The sequence below is a fragment of the Mesorhizobium sp. WSM3862 genome, assembly GCF_002294985.1.
In the GTDB taxonomy this organism is placed as follows: domain Bacteria; phylum Pseudomonadota; class Alphaproteobacteria; order Rhizobiales; family Rhizobiaceae; genus Mesorhizobium.
The window spans coordinates 667,283-684,971 of record NZ_NSGE01000002.1 but is presented as its reverse complement, the minus strand read 5'-3'; the positions used below and the strand labels follow the sequence as shown (position 1 = coordinate 684,971).

At 63.9% G+C, this 17,689-nt stretch carries 18 protein-coding genes; 11 read left to right on the top strand and 7 right to left on the bottom strand.

Annotation, left to right across the window (positions count from 1 at the left end):
* Positions 1-625 precede the first annotated feature (625 nt).
* Positions 626-1,147, top strand: coding sequence for a hypothetical protein (locus CK224_RS07555; protein WP_095781303.1), 522 nt, complete (start codon positions 626-628; stop codon positions 1,145-1,147).
* 152 nt (positions 1,148-1,299) lie between these two features.
* On the opposite strand, the gene CK224_RS31885 is transcribed toward CK224_RS07555, so the two are convergent.
* Complete coding sequence (locus CK224_RS31885; RefSeq protein WP_245425765.1) at positions 1,300-1,497, bottom strand: hypothetical protein; 198 nt, start codon at positions 1,495-1,497, stop codon at positions 1,300-1,302.
* A 565-nt stretch (positions 1,498-2,062) separates the two neighbouring features.
* Between CK224_RS31885 and CK224_RS07545 the strand changes: the two genes are divergently transcribed.
* The gene (locus CK224_RS07545; protein WP_095781302.1) at positions 2,063-2,557 is read left to right on the top strand and encodes a DUF2314 domain-containing protein; all 495 of its coding nucleotides are present in this window, start codon (positions 2,063-2,065) and stop codon (positions 2,555-2,557) included.
* 75 nt (positions 2,558-2,632) lie between these two features.
* Here the strand turns inward: CK224_RS07545 and CK224_RS07540 are convergent, their stop codons facing one another.
* Positions 2,633-3,676 (bottom strand): CapA family protein, encoded by a 1,044-nt coding sequence (locus tag CK224_RS07540; RefSeq protein WP_095781301.1) that lies wholly within the window; start codon positions 3,674-3,676, stop codon positions 2,633-2,635.
* A 118-nt stretch (positions 3,677-3,794) separates the two neighbouring features.
* On the opposite strand from CK224_RS07540, the gene CK224_RS07535 reads away from it, so the two are divergent.
* The 6 genes from CK224_RS07535 (at position 3,795) to CK224_RS07510 (ending at position 11,549) form a co-directional block, all read left to right on the top strand.
* Positions 3,795-5,048: a hypothetical protein gene (locus tag CK224_RS07535; protein WP_095781300.1), complete on the top strand. Its 1,254-nt coding sequence runs from the start codon at positions 3,795-3,797 to the stop codon at positions 5,046-5,048.
* 118 nt (positions 5,049-5,166) lie between these two features.
* A complete protein-coding gene (gene uvrB / locus CK224_RS07530; protein WP_095781299.1) occupies positions 5,167-8,244 on the top strand; it encodes an excinuclease ABC subunit UvrB in 3,078 nt (1,025 codons plus the stop codon).
* Between the two features lie 395 nt (positions 8,245-8,639).
* Positions 8,640-10,166 (top strand): ABC-F family ATP-binding cassette domain-containing protein, encoded by a 1,527-nt coding sequence (locus tag CK224_RS07525; protein WP_095781298.1) that lies wholly within the window; start codon positions 8,640-8,642, stop codon positions 10,164-10,166.
* A gap of 157 nt (positions 10,167-10,323) precedes the next feature.
* Positions 10,324-10,506, top strand: a complete 183-nt coding sequence (locus CK224_RS07520; RefSeq protein ID WP_095781297.1) for a hypothetical protein — start codon at positions 10,324-10,326, stop codon at positions 10,504-10,506.
* 163 nt (positions 10,507-10,669) lie between these two features.
* A complete protein-coding gene (locus CK224_RS07515) occupies positions 10,670-11,086 on the top strand; it encodes a glyoxalase/bleomycin resistance/extradiol dioxygenase family protein (protein ID WP_066994423.1) in 417 nt (138 codons plus the stop codon).
* A 109-nt stretch (positions 11,087-11,195) separates the two neighbouring features.
* Complete coding sequence (locus CK224_RS07510) at positions 11,196-11,549, top strand: DUF1428 family protein (protein WP_067326604.1); 354 nt, start codon at positions 11,196-11,198, stop codon at positions 11,547-11,549.
* Between the two features lie 142 nt (positions 11,550-11,691).
* Here CK224_RS07510 and CK224_RS07505 read toward each other — a convergent pair whose 3' ends face one another.
* Complete coding sequence (locus tag CK224_RS07505) at positions 11,692-13,332, bottom strand: tetratricopeptide repeat-containing sulfotransferase family protein (protein ID WP_095781296.1); 1,641 nt, start codon at positions 13,330-13,332, stop codon at positions 11,692-11,694.
* Between the two features lie 170 nt (positions 13,333-13,502).
* Positions 13,503-13,898, bottom strand: a complete 396-nt coding sequence (locus CK224_RS07500) for a Kazal-type serine protease inhibitor domain-containing protein (protein WP_066994414.1) — start codon at positions 13,896-13,898, stop codon at positions 13,503-13,505.
* A 457-nt stretch (positions 13,899-14,355) separates the two neighbouring features.
* On the opposite strand from CK224_RS07500, the gene CK224_RS07495 reads away from it, so the two are divergent.
* From CK224_RS07495 to CK224_RS07485, 3 genes are all read left to right on the top strand, one after another.
* On the top strand, positions 14,356-14,568 hold the full coding sequence (locus CK224_RS07495; protein ID WP_006202520.1) for a cold-shock protein: 213 nt from the start codon (positions 14,356-14,358) through the stop codon (positions 14,566-14,568).
* A gap of 239 nt (positions 14,569-14,807) precedes the next feature.
* Complete coding sequence (locus tag CK224_RS07490) at positions 14,808-15,020, top strand: cold-shock protein (protein WP_006202521.1); 213 nt, start codon at positions 14,808-14,810, stop codon at positions 15,018-15,020.
* A gap of 189 nt (positions 15,021-15,209) precedes the next feature.
* Positions 15,210-15,620, top strand: coding sequence for a BA14K family protein (locus CK224_RS07485; RefSeq protein WP_066994411.1), 411 nt, complete (start codon positions 15,210-15,212; stop codon positions 15,618-15,620).
* Positions 15,621-15,686: 66 nt separating this feature from the next.
* Here the strand turns inward: CK224_RS07485 and CK224_RS07480 are convergent, their stop codons facing one another.
* The 3 genes from CK224_RS07480 to CK224_RS07475 form a co-directional block, all read right to left on the bottom strand.
* Positions 15,687-16,328 carry an MBL fold metallo-hydrolase gene (locus CK224_RS07480; protein ID WP_067326594.1) on the bottom strand — a complete coding sequence of 214 codons (642 nt, stop codon included), beginning with the start codon at positions 16,326-16,328 and terminating at the stop codon, positions 15,687-15,689.
* 66 nt (positions 16,329-16,394) lie between these two features.
* Positions 16,395-16,532, bottom strand: coding sequence for a hypothetical protein (locus tag CK224_RS31210; protein ID WP_164763686.1), 138 nt, complete (start codon positions 16,530-16,532; stop codon positions 16,395-16,397).
* Positions 16,533-16,671: 139 nt separating this feature from the next.
* Positions 16,672-17,565 carry a branched-chain amino acid aminotransferase gene (locus CK224_RS07475; RefSeq protein ID WP_095781295.1) on the bottom strand — a complete coding sequence of 298 codons (894 nt, stop codon included), beginning with the start codon at positions 17,563-17,565 and terminating at the stop codon, positions 16,672-16,674.
* Positions 17,566-17,689: the final 124 nt, after the last annotated feature.

Below are 17,689 nucleotides of genomic sequence, written 5' to 3'. Positions count from 1 at the left end.
CTATCCACAGGTCCGCGTCTATTCCGCAAATTCCTTACCCGGCATACATTGAACCCATCTCAGGCGGCTACCGAACGCCCCGGCCGAAAGGCAGAAGCGCAAGGCGGATTTCCTGAGGCCCGTACGGCCCAGAACGAGAGCAGGTTCGCCTGCTGGAGGGACGGATGCCGAGACCTACGGGTGCCGCGGAAAGCGTGCGAACGCCGACGGCGGACCGATGCTGCCATGAAGGCGGGTGAAACCTTCGATGGTGCGCCGGCAAAGCCCGCAAGGGTGGAGATCGGCGTGGTCTGGAACGGACGCTGCCTTCGGGTGGCGACTGGCAGGACCGTCAAAATCAAGGCCGGCCTGGCGCGACGACTTTACGGAAGTTGCTGCCGTAACCGGTTCCTGATCTGACAGGGAGGCGCTGGGAGCAATCCCAGCGCCGACTGTTTTTTGGGCTGCCCTTTCACCGGCCCTTTTCCCAGCGTCCTGCACCTCCCCAGCATCTGCCACTGATGCTTCCCCGCCACAGTCGCAAGCCAAGCAACGCGCCGACACTCTCAATTCACAATCGCGGCCAAATCCCGCCTTGTTCCCCGGCGATTGATCGCCTGGGAACGAACTTCAAAGGGACAAGACCGTGATCAAGACCGCCCTTGTCGCCATGACCATTGTCGGCTGCGACTGCGACGCCAAGCTCTGCGAGTATATCGGCGAGACTCCCGCCAAATGGGCGACGATTGCCGACTGCGAAGCGGCGATGAAGAGCCAGATGCTGCATCAGCGCAATTTCAATTATCCGCTGGTTTCCGGCATCTGCCGCACCAAAGGGTCGGCATCGACTTCGGAGCTCGCAGCCAAAGCGTCAAGGCCGGAGCTGAGGCCGCCGAACCGCGTCGTCGAAACCATCGCCCCGCTGCCGCCCGAGCTCAGCCGTCGGCCGAGCGTCCCGGTCGGCACGACGGTGACGGCCAGCGAGACGGGAGCCGCGCGGCCTGTTGCCTTCGAGGCCGCGGTCGACGGCGGCAGCGCCGTGCTCTATCGCACCAAGGCTGGTTATGCCGTGGTCAAGACCGATCTCGGCCGCGCGGCCAACGCGACGGTGGACATGGCAAAGCGATCGGCGAACTGGCTGGCGGGACTGGTGCCGAGCGGGCTGTAATCCAGCACCGGAAGCGCACGAAACTGGTATTCCAGGCACTTGAATATCAGCGCGCCTTACAGTTTGACCTTCAGCGTCTGTCAGAATTTGTCGATCATCGGTTGCTCGGTTGCGGTGTCCTGATCGCCGATGCGCGTGATGAACAGCAGCCCCTAATCGGCAAGATCGAAGCCGACGATCTCGAAATCGGCCTTGTCGGTACGCGTCTTCACCGTGGCTTTGATGCCGGTCAACTGCTTGCCGTCGGCGAGCTTGCGGGTCGTCGGCTCCTGTATCAGCGTGCCGCCCGCCTGAACCGACTCCTTGGTCATCTCCTGCAGCATCAGCTGATTGAGCGACACTGGATTCATCTTGCCGTATTCCTGCACCACGACGACGGGTGCCGAGGGCCGAGGCAGCGAGGTATTGGGTGATGCTCTCGCCGAGATCCGTCTTGGTGACGGAAATGCTGCTCGGATGAACAAAGGAAAACGTGCCGCCTGAGAAAGTGGCGAAGTCGTTGCGGTCGAGCCGCACCCTGGCCGTCTTGCCGCCGGGCAAGGTCACGTCTGCATCCTCGCCGGGATCGATTTCGACCGCCACGCCATCGATCGTCAGCTTGAAAGCTTTCAGATCTTCGGCGCGGGCCGAGGACGCACCAAGAATGATCATCGCGATCGCCGTGGCAGCAAGTTTCATTCGCATGTCCTGTCTTCTCCGGCGCTCGGCGCTTTCGACTCTTTGACGACCGGGAGCGCTTCCGTTCCCGTTACCATCCGCTCGTGACGGATAGACTGACCACCCGGCAAAGCCATAGGGGTATCGGAACGCTGCAGACGAAGGCCGCCGCTGGCGCGTCGCGACAATGCCGTGCCTGATTGATAATGCCGGTACGATGCGGGAAGATGAGCGCCCTACCTGGACTTGGGGGGCTTCATGACCTTTGCCGTTCGCGCCACACTAAGCTTGTTACTGGCACTCGCGCCCTTGCCTGTTCGAGCGCAAGACACCGATCAGGGTGACGACAAAACGGTGATGGTAGCCCCGGACGATGCCGAAATGGCGGCGGCGATTGCAAGGGCACGATCCAGCCTGGACGACTTCCTGGCTTTGTCCGACGCGCCGCCGCCGGGAACCGGCAGGTTCAAGCTGAAGGTCATGGTGGTCGACGGACATGCGACGGAGCATTTCTGGGTCATCCCCTTCAAGCGGACCGCCACCGGCTCTGTCGGCATATTGGCGAACGAGCCGGAACTCGTCCGCAACGTCGTATTCGGCCAGAACATCGAATTCTCCAAGGACGATATCTCCGACTGGGGATACACCAGGGACGGCCATCAGGTCGGCAGCTTCACCGTCTGCGTGATGTTCAAGAAAATGTCCAAGGAAGAGGCGGACTACATGCGCACCCAATACGGCTTCGACTGCTGAACTGCATCCAAGGCATTACGGCTGCCTAGTGCGGCGAGTTCTCCGCGGCCAGTCGGGCCGGTCAGCAGTCGGCTGTCAGCCGGAAAAGATCGCGCTCAGGCGTTCGGTAACCTTCCGCTTCAACAATCCCTCCTTCAGCGCCTCCACCGGCACCAGCTGCTCATGGCCGGCTTTGGCGAGGCGCATGAAGAAATGCAGTTTGTAAGCGGCAATCTTGCCTCGCGCGGCTGCGTCCGTGCGGACGTCGACGACCAGGATCGAACCGATGCGGCCGGGCCATGGCTGCCTGGCAAAAGCCGTGCCGAGGAAGTCGCCGAGACCGTAGGCGACGAGCGCATCGCCGATGCGCTCGAGCGGCTGCACGACATGGGCGTGGTGGCCGGCAATCAGCCGGACGCCGTGGCCCGCCAGCCGCCGCGCCAGCGCCCGCGTCGCCGGTCTCGGAAAATGCCGGAACTCCCAGTCCCAATGCGGCACCGCGCAGAGCAAGTCGACGTCCGCGAGGATCCCGAGCGGCCATTCGGCCGGATCGCCCGCCATGGAAATCCGCGCCCGAAATTCGGCCTCGTCAGCGTTGCGCCAAAGCGTGAACGCGGCGAAGCCGATCGTCAGCGGCCCGGCGGCCTGGTGTTGGACCGGGCCGCCGGCCGCGGTGCCGATGGTGCGGATGCCGAGCCGCTTCAGCGCCGCGACCGTCTCGTCGAAGCCGGCAACGCCCTGGTCGAGGATATGATTGTTGGCGAGCGACAGCACGAGCCTGTCACGGGCAATGCCGACGGCTGCCAGCGCATCCGCCAGGAAGCGTTCGCTCATCGCGTGATGCGTGCCAAGCCGCGTGCCCGCCACCGCGCTCGGCCGCTCGACGACCGGGCTTTCGCAATTGCCGACCACGAGATCGGCCGAAGCGAGCAGCGCCGCGATCGCAGGGTCGCATTCCGGCACCCTGCGATTGGCGACCGCCGACAGGTCGCCGATGAAGGCAAGCCGCACAGTTTGCGTTGGCCCCGGCACCATCAGCGTCGCTGCCGGGGCCGCGAAACCGTTTCTGTCGCCGCCAAGCGACGGCTTCAGAAAACGCGGCAGCCACGACAATTTGTAGGAGAGCGGATAATTCGACACGCGATGCCCAACCGTTTGCCATCGTGTGTAGACCGTCTACGCGACAGGAGAAAGCTGCAGGCGAAGCGCCGCAAATCCGTATATTGTGGCTGGCGGGATTGGGACGGGAGGATCCATCGTGAAGCGACTGTCGGGCCTTGTGGCACTCACACTCTTGCTGCTCCTGCCGTTTGCTTACGCCAAAGCGGCTAGCCCCGACCCGGCCGCCCTGTTCGAGGCGAAGACCGTAGCGGATCGGAATACTGCCTTGGCGGCACTGGAGGCGGCGGCACCGAGCGATCCGGCATCGGCCTATGCCGCCGGCGCCGGCGAATTCTTTACCGCGCTGGAAATCCTGGCCAGCGGTCTGCATCGGCACGGTTTCGAGAGCCCGCAATCCTTCATGCTACCGCTGATGCGGCTGCCCGTGCCGGACAATCCCAGTCCCGAGCCGCTCACCTATGAAAAGTTCCGCGCCATCCTGATCGCTTTCCGCGACCGTCTGGAGAAATCCGCCGCCACGCTGGGCTCGGTGCCCACCGACGCCGATATCGGCATGGTGGTCGACCTCGCTCATGCCGGTATCGATCTCAACGAGGACGGCAGCATCGCGCCGGACGAAAGCATCGCCGCGATCATGGCCTCGCTCTCACGCGGCGGCGTCGACGCAAGCGATGCCGCCCCTTCGCTTACCTTCCGCTTCGACCGCGCCGACGGTTTCTGGCTGCAAGGTTACGCCGAGTTCCTGATGGCGCAGGCCGATTTCTGGCTGGCGCATGATTTCAGAGCCATGTTCGACGGCTCTTTCCACATGCTGTTTCCGCACGCGAAACTGCCGCTGCAGGACGCGCTGGTCCCGCCGGATGGCGGCATGAGCGGCAGCATCTTCGCCTCGGAATGGCGCTTTGCCGACTTCATCTCGCTGGTGCATCTCGTCAACTGGCCGGTGATCGAGCCGGAGCGCCGGAAGGCGGCGCGCCGTCACCTGCTGGAGATGATCCGGCTTTCGCGCGAGGACTGGAAAGCGATACGCGCCGAAACCGACAATGACCGCGAATGGCTGCCGGGACCGCAGCAGAAGGGCGTCAACCCGCTCACCGGCCTCGAGGTCGGCGAGGCGCAAGTGCAGGCATGGCTTGCCGCCCTGACCATGGCTGAGGACCTTCTCGAAGGCCGCGTGCTGCTGCCGCATTTCCGCGTCATCGGCAAAGGCATCAACATGAAGCGCTTCTTCGACGAGCCGAAACCTTTCGACCTCGTCCTGTCGATCACCGGCCCGGCCATCGCGCCTTACCTCGAAAGTGGAAAAATCCTCACCAGCGACGATTTCAATCAGATTCAGCGCGAGTTCGGCGGCGCCGGCTTCCTGACCTTCGCGCTGTGGTTCAACTGAAACGAAACGGCGCGTGCGACATGCCTCCTGACAGCCTTCTGTCAGCAGGCTCGGCAGCGCGCACCCGGCATTTCACTCCGCTCTTTCCATTTCGGCCGAGTCCTCCCATATTCGGGCCATGGCCAAACGCACCGACAAGAAAACGCCCTCGCCGGCGCAAGAGGGCGCGCCGAAACGGCGCAGTCCGCTGACCGAATTCCTCGACGCCGCCGAGCCCCTGGAGCGCGGCGGCTTCGCCGAAGCACCGCAAAGCGAGTTCTCCGGCGCGCCTCTCACCGGCTCGATCTCCGATTGGGCCGGGCAGATCGAGCGCGAGGCGCAAAAGCAGCCGAAGGCTAAAGCGCCGAAGAAGGTCCCCGAGCGCTCTGCTGCGCCCGGGCGCACGGCGCGCGGCACCTCGATGGGCGGCGCGGCATCGGCGAAAGAACGCGCCGCCGCCGGCCTCAACCCGGTGGCCGGCCTCGACATCAGCCTGGAGGACGCCGAGCAGGTTTCCTCGAGCGGTGTGACCGCGACCGTCGCCGCACTGTCGAGGCTCATCGAATCCGGCAATCCGCTGCATAAGGATGGCCAGCTTTGGACGCCGCACCGGCCTGCCCGGCCGGAAAAATCGGAAGGCGGCATCGCCATCAAGATGGTGTCGGATTTCGAGCCCGCCGGCGACCAGCCGACCGCCATCAAGGACCTTGTCGAGGGTGTCGAGCAAAGCGACCGCACCCAGGTGCTGCTCGGCGTGACCGGCTCCGGCAAGACCTTCACCATGGCCAAGGTGATCGAGGAAACGCAGCGCCCTGCCCTGATCCTGGCGCCGAACAAGACGCTGGCCGCGCAGCTCTACGCCGAGTTCAAGAAATTCTTCCCCGAAAACGCGGTCGAGTATTTCGTCTCCTATTACGACTACTACCAGCCGGAAGCCTACGTCCCGCGCACCGACACCTATATCGAGAAGGAATCCTCGATCAACGAGCAGATCGATCGCATGCGCCACTCGGCGACGCGCTCGCTGCTGGAGCGTGATGACGTCATCATCGTCGCCTCCGTCTCCTGCATCTACGGTATCGGCTCGGTCGAGACCTATACGGCGATGACTTTCCAGATGCAGGTCGGTGACCGGCTCGACCAGCGCGCCTTGCTCGCCGACCTCGTCGCCCAGCAATACAAGCGTCAGGACATCAACTTCGTGCGCGGCTCGTTCCGCGTGCGCGGCGACACGATCGAGATCTTTCCGGCCCACCTCGAAGATCGCGCCTGGCGCATTTCGATGTTCGGCGACGAGATCGAGGCGATCACCGAGTTCGATCCGCTGACCGGCCAGAAGACCGGCGAGCTGAAGAGCGTCAAGATCTACGCCAATTCGCACTATGTGACGCCGCGGCCGACCTTGAATCAGGCTATCAAGTCGATCAAGGAAGAGCTGCAATACCGCCTGCAAGAGCTTGAAAAGGCTGGCCGTCTGCTTGAAGCGCAACGTCTCGAGCAGCGCACGCGCTTCGACCTCGAGATGCTCGAAGCGACCGGTTCCTGCGCCGGCATCGAGAATTATTCGCGCTATCTCACCGGTCGCCAGCCGGGCGAGCCGCCGCCGACCCTGTTCGAATATGTGCCGGACAATGCGCTGATCTTCATCGACGAGAGCCACGTCACAGTGCCGCAGATCGGCGGCATGTATCGCGGCGACTTCCGCCGCAAGGCGACGCTGGCCGAGTATGGCTTCCGCCTGCCCTCCTGCATGGACAACCGGCCGCTGCGCTTCGAGGAATGGGACGCCATGCGCCCGCTGTCGATCGCCGTCTCGGCGACGCCGGGCGGCTGGGAGCTCGACCAGTCCGGCGGCGTCTTCGCCGAGCAGGTCATCCGCCCGACCGGGCTGATCGACCCGCCGGTCGAGGTGCGCCCCGCCAAGAGCCAGGTCGACGATGTCGTCGGCGAAATCCGCGAGACGACCAGGCTGGGCTACCGCACGCTGGTCACGGTTCTCACAAAGCGCATGGCCGAAGACCTCACCGAATATCTGCATGAGAACGGCATTCGAGTCCGCTACATGCATTCCGACATCGACACGCTGGAGCGCATCGAGATCCTGCGCGACCTGCGCCTCGGCGCCTTCGACGTGCTGGTCGGCATCAACCTGCTCCGCGAAGGCCTCGACATTCCCGAATGCGGCTTCGTCGCCATCCTCGACGCCGACAAGGAAGGTTTCCTGCGTTCGGAAACCTCGCTGATCCAGACCATCGGCCGCGCCGCCCGCAACGTCGACGGCAAGGTCATCCTTTATGCCGACCAGATCACCGGCTCGATGGAACGGGCGATGGCGGAGACCAACCGCCGCCGCGAGAAGCAGATGGAGTGGAACGCGGCCAACGGCATCACGCCGGAATCGGTCAAGTCGCGCATCGCCGACATCCTCGACTCCGTCTACGAGAAGGATCACGTGCGCGCCGACATCTCGCAGTTCACCGACGATGCCGGCGCCATGATCGGCAACAATCTGAAAACCCATCTCGAGGCGCTGGACAAGCAGATGCGCGACGCCGCCGCCAATCTCGACTTCGAGAAGGCCGCCCGCATCCGCGACGAGATCAAGCGGCTGCGGGAAATGGAACTGTCCATCTCGGACGATCCGCTCGCCCGCTACGCCGACATGGAAAGCCCGGTTTCCGGCCGCGAGAAAGGCAGGCACAACAAGGGACGTGCGGTGCACCGCACCGTCGATGACGACGGCAAGGGCCTGTTCCGCAAGCCGGATCTCGATGAGATGGGCGCGGACGGCGCGGTGCCGGTGAAGAAGCCTCTTTTCGCCAAGCCCTCGATCGACGACATGGGACCGGGCACCGATATGGCAACACCCGCTGGCGCGGTCTCGCGCTCGCTGTTCAAGAAGCAGTCGGCGCAGGAAGCGCATGGCTCCGACTTCGGCATCCCGGGCGATCGCACCGGGTCGCTGTTCCGCAAGAACTCGCTCGACGAGATGACGGTGCGCCGGACCGAAAAACCCGTCGAAGGAACGGTGCCTACGAAGCCACGGCCAATCTCCCCCCTTGTGGGGGAGATGTCCGGCAGGACAGAGGGGGGCGCGAAGGAACGCGACGATAAACCCATCGTCCGCCAGCGCTCTGGCATCGGCTCTTACGAAGACCCAGCCGATGAGCGCCGTCAAAAGCGCCGGCCGAGCAAGACTGGGCGGCCGGGGCACTGATTTCTGAAGAGATTGATATGTTGACATGCCGGCGGGACAGCGCTCTGTCCTGCCGGACATCTCCCCCACAATGTGCCCAAAAGAGGGGAGATCGGTAGGTTCAGCGCCCCGCTCTGTCCTGCCGCCCCTTGCCATGCCCCCTCCCCAGGTGTACCAGTTTCCCCAACTCGAACATCTGGAAAGGAGGGCTGCGTGTCTATCGATCACCACCGTCAGCGCGGCCCTGTCTGTGCCCTGCGAGCTTGCTTGCAGGGCTGACCAGGACGGTCCGGGAATTTTCCCCCGCTTCGATTTTTGGTCTGCCCTTCGTGGTGCCGCTGATCTCGGCCTGATGGCCTACCGGCGCACCGTCAAAGTGCATTGAGCCGGGCTCCGGCAAGACCAGAGAAATCGACATGGCCCTGATCAGCCTCAAATCCCTCGGCGTCACCATGAGTGCGCCGCTCTTCTCCAACCTCGACCTCATCATCGGTGCCGGCGACCGGCTGGGCATCGTCGCGGCGAACGGCCGTGGCAAAACCACCCTGCTCAGATGCCTGGCGGGCGAGCTGGACGCCACGAGCGGCGACATCACCCGGACGCGCGGCTTGCGCGTCGGCCATGTCGAGCAATCCGTCCCCGGCGCGCAGCTCGACCGTAGCTTCCATCAGGTGGTTGCCGATGCCTTGCCGCCGGAGCAGCTTGGCAGCGAGCTCTGGCGCGTCGACGTGGTGCTGGATTCGCTCGATGTGCCCGAGGACATGCGCGACAGGCCGATGCGGGCCTTGAGCGGCGGCTGGCAAAGGCTGGCGCTGATCGCCCGCGTCTGGGTCACCGACCCGGACGTGCTTCTGCTCGACGAACCGACCAACCATCTCGACCTCGCCAAGATCGGCCAGCTCGAAACCTGGCTCAACGCGCTGCCACGCGAGGTGCCGGTGATCATCGCCAGCCACGACCGCGCCTTTCTCGACGCCACCACCAACCGCACGCTCTTCCTGCGCCCGGAAGAATCGCCGGTGTTTTCGCTGCCCTATTCGCGCGCCCGGCGGGCGCTCGACGAGGTCGATGCCTCGACGGCCCGGCGGTTCGAGCGCGACATGAAGGTCGCGCAGCAGTTGCGCCGCCAGGCAGCCAAGCTCAACAACATCGGCATCAATTCCGGCAGCGACCTGCTGACGGTCAAAACCAAGCAGCTCAGGGAGCGGGCCGAAAGGCTGGAAGATGCAGCCGTGGCAGCGCATCGCGAGCGTTCGGCCGGCGCGATCCGATTGGCCAACCGCGGCACCCACGCCAAGGTGCTGATCACGCTCGACGACCCGGCGGTCGAAACGCCCGGCGGCACGCTGCTGTTCAGGACCGGCAAGCGCCATATCTGCCAAGGCGACCGCATCGTGCTGCTCGGCCGCAACGGTGTCGGCAAATCGCGCTTCATTGCGATGATCCGCGCCGCCATCGCCGAACCGGGGTCGGAAGAAAGCGTCAAGGTGACGCCGTCGACCGTGCTCGGCTACAGCGACCAGGCTCTGTCCGGCATCGGCGCCGACGCCACCCCGCTGGCGATGGTCTCGCGCCGCTTCGAGATCGGCGAGCAGCGCGCCCGCTCGCTTCTCGCCGGCGCCGGCGTCGCCATCGAGATGCAGGAGAAAAGGATCGCCGCGTTGTCGGGCGGGCAGCGGTCGAGGCTGATGTTGCTGGTGCTGCAGCTCCTCAACCCCAATTTCTACCTCCTCGACGAGCCGACCAATCACCTCGACATTGACGGCCAGGAAGCGCTGGAGGACGAGTTGCTGAAGCATCAGGCAAGCTGCCTGCTCGCCTCGCACGACCGCTCCTTCATCCGCGCGATCGGCAACCGGTTCTGGCTGATCGAGAAGCGGCGGCTGACCGAAGTCGACAGTCCGGAAGGGTTCTTCCGCTCGGTGGCCGCGACGGAGCGCTGATAGCCACGACAAGGCCAGCCTATATGGGGGCCGGCCTATACGGGCCGGCTTTCCGGGCGCGCATGAAAAATTCCGGTGACCTGTCGGATTGCCGCAGCATTCCTCGTCCTCGGGATGCCGACACGGTGCTGACGGCACCAACCAGGGAGAGTTTATCATGTCCATCTTGTCATCCATCAGCCGCATCGCCAGCCAATATGCGACGGCGCGCGCCCGCTACCGCAGCGAGCGCATTCTGCTTTCGCTGCCGGCCGACCTGCGCAAGGACATCGGTTTTCCGGAAATTCTCGACACGCGAAACGGCCGCTGCACAGCCACCTTCTCGACCGACTTCATTTGAAAGTGACCAACGGGTTCATGCGACGGTCATCGGCTTCACCGGCTGCGCGGCCGGTCCGGGCCCGGCCCCGCTAAAAAAATTCCGCTGCCCGTGTAGGATTGCTGTCGCCTCGTCCGTCTTTTGATCGCAACGCCCAATCAACCCGTGAAGAGGAACACGTGAAATGACCGACCAGAACCCGCCCCGCGCCAAAGTTCTTGGCGGATTGACCCCCTATCTGCAGGTCGACGGCGCCATCAAGGCGGCCGAGTTCTACAAGAAGGCTTTCGGGGCCGAGGAAGTCTTTGCCTATCCGCCGGACGACAAGGGCCGCACCATGCATATCCATCTCTATGTCAACGGCTCGACGCTCATGCTGGGCGACGCCTATCCCGAGCACGGCCATCCGCATCAGGCGGCGCAGGGTTATACGCTCCAGCTCCATCTCGGTAGTGACGACGTCGATGCCTGGTGGAAGCGCGCGGTAGACGCCGGCTGCGAAGTCGTCACGCCCCTCCAGGTAATGTTCTGGGGCGACCGCTGGGGCCAGGTGAAGGATCCCTTCGGCGTCGCCTGGGCGATGAACGCGCCGGTAAAATAGGTTTCCCTGCGAGCAAGCGTCGCCCGCCAATCGCAGGGCTGACGCGCTCACCCGCGCCGGGTCGTATCCCCGCCGGCCCGGCGCTCGTTTTCAGCGAAGGAGTTTACCCATGTCCTATGTCGATGGTTTCGTGCTTGCCGTGCCGAAGGCAAATCTCGATGACTACAAGAAAATGGCTGCGAATGCCGGCGCCGTCTGGAAGGAGCACGGCGCGCTCGCCTATGTCGAATGCATCGGCGACGACGTGCCCTATGGCGAACTGACCTCGTTCCCGCGCGCCGTGCAGGCGAAGGACGACGAAGTCGTCATCTTTGCCTGGGTCGTTTACGAATCCAGGCAGAGCCGCGACGCGGTCATGGCGAAAGTGATGGCCGACGAACGTCTCAAGATGGACTGGTCGACAATGCCCTTCGACGGGAAGCGCATGATCTTCGGCGGCTTCCAGCCATTTATCGAGGTTTGAGCACAGCCGATTCGGTCCTCATCCAGGGCGGGGCAGGAGCGGAGCTCCTGCTTCCCCCTGGAATGACGAGGTTGCGAGGCAGCGGCTAATCTCACAGGCCTGCGATGGCTGAGAGCAAGCGGCCTACCAGTCCAATCCCGCCCTATCCGTTCTGGAGCTTGACGAGCAGCGGCTTCAGCCGCTCCCCATAACACTTCCACAGATCGACCGAGCCCTGATACATCGGCTGGCGCACCTGCGCGGCCGACGCCGTGCGCACCGGCCGGTCGGTCTCGTGGAACGCCAGCACCTTGTCGTCCCAAGGCAGGCCGAGATGCGCCATCAGCGCCCGCGTCTGGCCTTCCTGATCGGCGACGAAATCCTCGTACCGGACGTCGTGGACGACGCCGGGCAGCACCTTGTGCCAATGCGCCATGATGTCGGTATAGAGGTTATGGAAATCGGCGAGCTCGCCGAGATCGTAGCCGTAGCGATGGCTGTCGCCGCGGAAATGCACTTTGAAGATCGACAGGCACGTGGCCGCCGCGTCGCGCGCGCAATGCACGATCTTCGCCTTCGGCAGCATCATGTGCAGGAAGCCGACCAGCAGGAAGTTGCCCGGCATCTTGTCGGTGACATGGCGGAAGCCCGGATACCGGGCATGCAGCATGTCGATATAGGCCTGCCCGGCCTCGGCAAAGGCCTTGTCCGGCATGTCGGCTATCCCTGAGGGAAAACCGCCCGGCATGCTCATCGGAAACTGCTTGCCGACGACCGACTTCAGGATGCTGAGCTCGCCCGCGCCAAAGACCTGCGGATGGCTCGCGATGATCTGCTCGACCAGCGTCGTGCCGGAACGCGGCATGCCGACGACGAAGATCGGCGTGTCGTCGGAAATGTCGCTCGGCCTGTGCTTTTCGAAGAAGGCCTTGTCGAAGGCCGACTTCATCGCTTCGAACTCGTCGCGCGTTCTCACCGGGTCGTAATCGATGCCCTTCCGGCGGATCGCATTGCCCTCGGCGAAATAGTCGAAGGCGCGGCCATAATCCTTCAGATCGTCATTGGCCTTGCCGAGGCCGAAGGAAAGCTGCATGCGCGCAAGGCTGTCCTGCGGCGCCTTGGCGTGCTCGGCCTCCATGCCGGCAAGCTCGGCGTCGCGCTCGGTCTGGCGCTTGACCTGGGTCAGCAGAAGCCAGGCTTTCGCCATCGCCGGAGCGATCGCCACCACCTGGCGGGCTAGATCGGCGGCCTCGGCGAGCTTGCCCTTCTCCATCAGGGCGACGCCCAGCCCGTAGAGCAGCTCGGCATCCTTGGGCCGGATCGACAGCGACTCGCGGAAGAGCGCGATCGCCTCATCGAGCCGCCCGGCTTCCTGCAGCGTCTCGGCAAGGCCGATGCGGGCGCGGACATGGAACGGGCTGCGGCCGATCGTGCCGCGATAGATCTCCTCAGCGCCCTCGAACTGGCCGAGCTGCTTCAGCGACGAGCCGAGATTGTCGCGCGCCGCGAGTTGGTCCGGGCGGATGTCCACCGCGCCGCGGAAGAAATCGACGGCGGCGGCAACGCGGCCGAGGTCGCGCATCACCGTGCCCATGTTGTTGAGGAAATCGGCATTTTGGGGCTGCAGCGTGACCGACTGCTCGATGAGATCCAGCCCTTCCTCGCTGCGACCGGTCTGGTGCAGGAGGAGCCCGAGGAAATGCAGCGCGGCGGCATGATTAGGCTGCTGCCCCAGCACCTGCCGGTAAAGCGACTCCGCCTCCTGCCGGCGTCCTGCCTGGTGCAGCTGCAGCGCCCGCTGCACATAGGCATCGAGGGGGCTCGCCGATCCTGGCTTGCCGCCCGCGTTTGCCGCTCTTCTCTGATCTCTGTTAATGGGAAACCTGCCGTGTTTGTCCGTCCGCCGGACCTAAGCCAAGCGGGCGGCAGATGCAAGTCTGCGGGCAGCGCTCCGAGGACTTGCCCCCAATGCCGCTAGCAAGGCCCGTCGCCGATGATGCGATAGTCCGCCGCGCGGGCCTCGCACGCATTCGGGAAAGTGCGCACCTCGCCGTAGCGTCTGGCGCAGACCGGCGCGTATTCGCGGGTGCAGAAGGTTTGCTCGCCGCCACCGCCGCCATCCCGGCAAGGCCCGTCACGCACGATACGATACCCTGCCCTCTCCGCCAGGCAGGCATTGGCGAAGGTCTGGCGGTCGCCGCCGCGTCTTGCGCACACTGGTTCGTATTGCATCGTGCAGAGCTGCGGATGCGGTCTCGGCGGACGCGGACGCGGTCCTTCGTCGACGACCACGGTACAGGCCGCCAGCAATGCCGACAGTAGCAGGGCGACAAGGCCCTGCCGCGAAACGATTGCCGCAAGAAATCGCATAGGTCCCTCTCCTATCTGGCTCAGGCGCGATCGCGCCAGCTCGCGCAATTCCTCGCCATTTTGGGATCGAACGCAACCCCGGCTTGTGCATTGCCCGGGGCGAAATTCATCGCCGGTCGGCTTGTCGCATTGGCCCATGCCCGGCTTTTCACTGGCCGATGACCGGTCATGGCGCCGGGTCTATCGATGGCCTCGCGTTGGGCGCGCCGAGGGCCGCCCGCGGTGCTGTCTTGCAACCATCACATTTCCGTGTAATAAATTTGGTGTTCGGGCATTTGCGACCCGGAGAGCGGCGCGTTTTGGACGACCTTTCCCCGATAGTGTGAATCTCTGACGGCCCCGTTTTTCGGCGGGGGCTTTGACCATGCGCGAATGCATGACTGCCGAAGCAACACCGGGATCAGCCCAAGGAAGCGGGCGAGCCCACGAGACTGATACGGGTGAAGGAGTTTCCCCCATGGCCCAGACCGGCACCGTAAAGTTCTTCAACGCCACCAAAGGCTTCGGCTTCATCACGCCTGACGGCGGCGCCAAGGACGTGTTCGTCCACATCTCCGCGATCGAGGCCTCCGGCCTGCGTACGCTCGTCGACGGCCAGAAGGTCACCTTCGACGTCGAGCCTGACCGCATGGGCAAGGGTCCGAAGGCGGTCAACCTCCGCGCCGCCTGAGCGGGCGACGCTGCCTGTCCTTCCGCTGATGAACGGCGCGGCAGGATCATGAATCGGCTTCGCAGGAAGCTTGAGTTTTCGAGGGCGCGACGGTTCCGTCGCGCCCTTTTTTGTCCGGCAAATAGTTGTATTGGCAGGCGAAAACTTTCTCTTGCCGATAGCGCTAAAATAAAGGACAAATTTCCTCTCGGGCAATTTGCCGGCCCGAGACTGACTTGATGGGATCAAAGGAGCTTCCCATGCCGCAGACCGGCACCGTCAAATTTTTCAACCATGCCAAGGGCTTCGGCTTCATCACGCCCGACGATGGCGCGAAGGACGTCTTCGTCCATATTTCGGCCGTGCAGGCGTCGGGCCTTCCCGGTCTTGAGGATGGGCAGAAAGTGACATTCGACACCGAGCCCGACAAGCGAGGCAAGGGTCCGAAGGCCGTCAATCTGTCTATCGGCTAGCCGGCTCAAGACAGATCCGACGGAGACTGAGCAGGCGGGGCGCTCCCGCAGAGCTCGGAATTTTGTCGAGCCGCGAAATCGTTCGCGCAGTGCCGTTCAGCCTCCGTTCAGCCACGGTCTTCTATTAACCCCTGCTAAAGCCGACCCGCATCCCCTGAAATACGCGGGCCGGCGCGAAGGAGACCGAAAATGAACCGAATTCTCAAGACCGCCATTGTGACCGCCGGCGTCGCCGCGACCACTTTGGCCACCTTCTCGGCGGCAAATGCTGATGATTGGCGCTGGCGTCGTCATCATCACAATGGCGGCGACGCCCTTGCCGCGGGCGTTGTCGGCCTGGCGGCGGGCGCCCTGATCGGTAGTGCTCTCAGCAACCCTGGGCCGAGATACTACGATCCCGCCTATGATGACGGCTATTATGTCGACCGCCCCGTTCGCCGCTACTATGTACAGCCGCGCGTCGTCTATGCCGACCGCTATGCCGAGCCGTGGACCCGCGAATGGTACGAGTATTGCTCCGACCGGTACCGCACCTTCAACTCGCGTACCGGCACATTCACGGGCAACGATGGCGAACAGCATTTCTGTGTTGCCAACTAAGACTTACGGTTTCCAGTCCAGGCAAAAGCGCCGCCCTCCAGCGGCGCTTTTTCTTTGCGCAGAGGATCAGGTCAGGAAGGGATTCGTCCGGCGCTCCTCGCCGAAGCGGCCGCCCGGACCGTGACCGCAGATGAAGCCGATATCGTCGCCGAGCGGCAGCAGCTTGTCTTTGATTGCGGCGATCAGCGCGGCGTGATCGCCGCCCGGCAGATCGGTGCGGCCTATCGAGCCGCGAAACAGCACGTCGCCGACATGGGCGAATTTGGCCGCGCGGTTGTAGTAGACGACATGGCCCGGCGCGTGCCCCGGACAATGCAGCACCTCGAACACATGCTCTCCGAACGAGACCGTGTCGCCTTCGCTGAGAAAACGGTCCGGAATGCAATTGCGCACCGGATCGGTAAGGCCGAAGCGCTTGGCCTGGGTCTCGAGATTGGCAAGCAGCGGCCGATCAGCCTCGTGCGGGCCGATGATGTCGATGCCGAGTGCATCCTTCAGATCCATCGCGCCGCCGGCATGATCGATATGGCCGTGAGTGATCCAGATCGCCTTCGCCCTGATCGCGTTGTCCTTAAGCACTGCCACTATCTTGTCGACGTCGCCGCCGGGATCGACGACGACACCTTGTTTGTCGTCCATGTCGAAGAGAATGGTGCAATTCTGCTGGAAGGGCGTGACCGGCACGATGCCGGCATTGAGCTGACCCATGGCTTTCCTTTCGAGGTGTTGCCCTGATGTAGAGGGCACAGCCGACTGCGTCCACCGGTGATCCCTCTAAAAGAAATGGGCGGCCATAGCCGTCCATGGGAAGCCTGAAATTCTGCCAAGCCTATTCTTCATCACGGTCATGACCGCGCGCATGATGTCGGTGAGGATGGCGCCGGCGCCGACGATGATGCTTTGTATGCCCATCGCCCTGCCAGTCCCACCGGCTGCTCCGCTGCCGTCGCCGGATCGCCCGCACCCATGAGACGCCGAATTGCTGCGCAGGCGCCTAAATAAAAGGGGCGGCCCGAAACCGCCCCGTTGCACAAAAAGGCTGTGACTATCGCTATTCTGCGGCGATGGCGTGCTTTGGCTGCACCGCGGCAGAATAGTCGTTCATCAACGTCTTGGCGATCTCGCCGACCTCGAATCGGTACGGGCCGATTTCCGAGACCGGCGTGACTTCCGCGGCCGTGCCGGTAAGGAAGCACTGCTCAAAGCCATCGAGCTCTTCGGGCATGATGGCGCGCTCGATCACCTCGAAGCCGCGGTCCTTGGCCAGGCCGATGACGGTGCGGCGGGTGATGCCGTCGAGGAAGCAGTCGGGCGTCGGGGTGTGGATTTTGCCGTCCTTGACGAAGAAGATGTTGGCGCCGGTGGCTTCCGCCACCTGGCCGCGCCAGTCGAGCATCATGGCGTCGGCGTAGCCCTTGGCCTCGGCGGCGTGCTTGGAAAGCGTGCAGATCATGTAGAGGCCGGCGGCCTTGGACTTGGACGGCGCCGTGCGCGGGTCGGGCCGGCGCCATTCGGCGACGTCGAGACGGATGCCCTTCAGCTTCTGCGCCGGGTCGAAATAGCTCGGCCACTGCCAGATGGCGATGGCGCAGTTGATGCGGTTGTTCTGCGCCGAAACACCCATCTGCTCGCTGCCGCGCCAGGCAATCGGACGCACATAGGCGTCCTTGAAACCCTGCTTCTTCAGAAGCGTGCGGCAAGCCTCGTCGATCTCGCCGACCGAGTAGGGAATCTTGAAGCCGAGCAGGCGCGCCGATTCATGCAGGCGCTCATTGTGCTCGGTGAGCTTGAATATCTGGCCGCCATAGGCGCGCTCGCCCTCGAAGACCGCGCTGGCATAGTGCAGGCCATGGGTCAGCACGTGGATCTTGGCCTCGCCCCATTTGACGAACTCCCCGTTCATCCAGATGAAGCCGTCCAGTTGATCGAAGGGAACGGATGCCATGGAAACCTCCCGCGGGCGGGCGCCCGCCAATCGTTGTGTCATACGGCCTTTCGTATCGGCCCGGCCACTGGGTCCGAAACCGCCGGCCTGTGTCTGGAAGCGTAGGCGGATATTCAATCCCTGG

Coding starts and splice junctions, on each gene's coding strand:
- CK224_RS31885 (WP_245425765.1), bottom strand. CDS start 1,497: ATGAATCCAGTGTCGCTCAATCAGCTGATGCTGCAGGAGATGACCAAG.
- CK224_RS07545 (WP_095781302.1), top strand. CDS start 2,063: ATGACCTTTGCCGTTCGCGCCACACTAAGCTTGTTACTGGCACTCGCG.
- uvrB (WP_095781299.1), top strand. CDS start 5,167: ATGGCCAAACGCACCGACAAGAAAACGCCCTCGCCGGCGCAAGAGGGC.
- CK224_RS07525 (WP_095781298.1), top strand. CDS start 8,640: ATGGCCCTGATCAGCCTCAAATCCCTCGGCGTCACCATGAGTGCGCCG.
- CK224_RS07520 (WP_095781297.1), top strand. CDS start 10,324: ATGTCCATCTTGTCATCCATCAGCCGCATCGCCAGCCAATATGCGACG.
- CK224_RS07515 (WP_066994423.1), top strand. CDS start 10,670: ATGACCGACCAGAACCCGCCCCGCGCCAAAGTTCTTGGCGGATTGACC.
- CK224_RS07510 (WP_067326604.1), top strand. CDS start 11,196: ATGTCCTATGTCGATGGTTTCGTGCTTGCCGTGCCGAAGGCAAATCTC.
- CK224_RS07500 (WP_066994414.1), bottom strand. CDS start 13,898: ATGCGATTTCTTGCGGCAATCGTTTCGCGGCAGGGCCTTGTCGCCCTG.
- CK224_RS07495 (WP_006202520.1), top strand. CDS start 14,356: ATGGCCCAGACCGGCACCGTAAAGTTCTTCAACGCCACCAAAGGCTTC.
- CK224_RS07490 (WP_006202521.1), top strand. CDS start 14,808: ATGCCGCAGACCGGCACCGTCAAATTTTTCAACCATGCCAAGGGCTTC.
- CK224_RS07485 (WP_066994411.1), top strand. CDS start 15,210: ATGAACCGAATTCTCAAGACCGCCATTGTGACCGCCGGCGTCGCCGCG.
- CK224_RS07480 (WP_067326594.1), bottom strand. CDS start 16,328: ATGGGTCAGCTCAATGCCGGCATCGTGCCGGTCACGCCCTTCCAGCAG.
- CK224_RS31210 (WP_164763686.1), bottom strand. CDS start 16,532: ATGGGCATACAAAGCATCATCGTCGGCGCCGGCGCCATCCTCACCGAC.
- CK224_RS07475 (WP_095781295.1), bottom strand. CDS start 17,565: ATGGCATCCGTTCCCTTCGATCAACTGGACGGCTTCATCTGGATGAAC.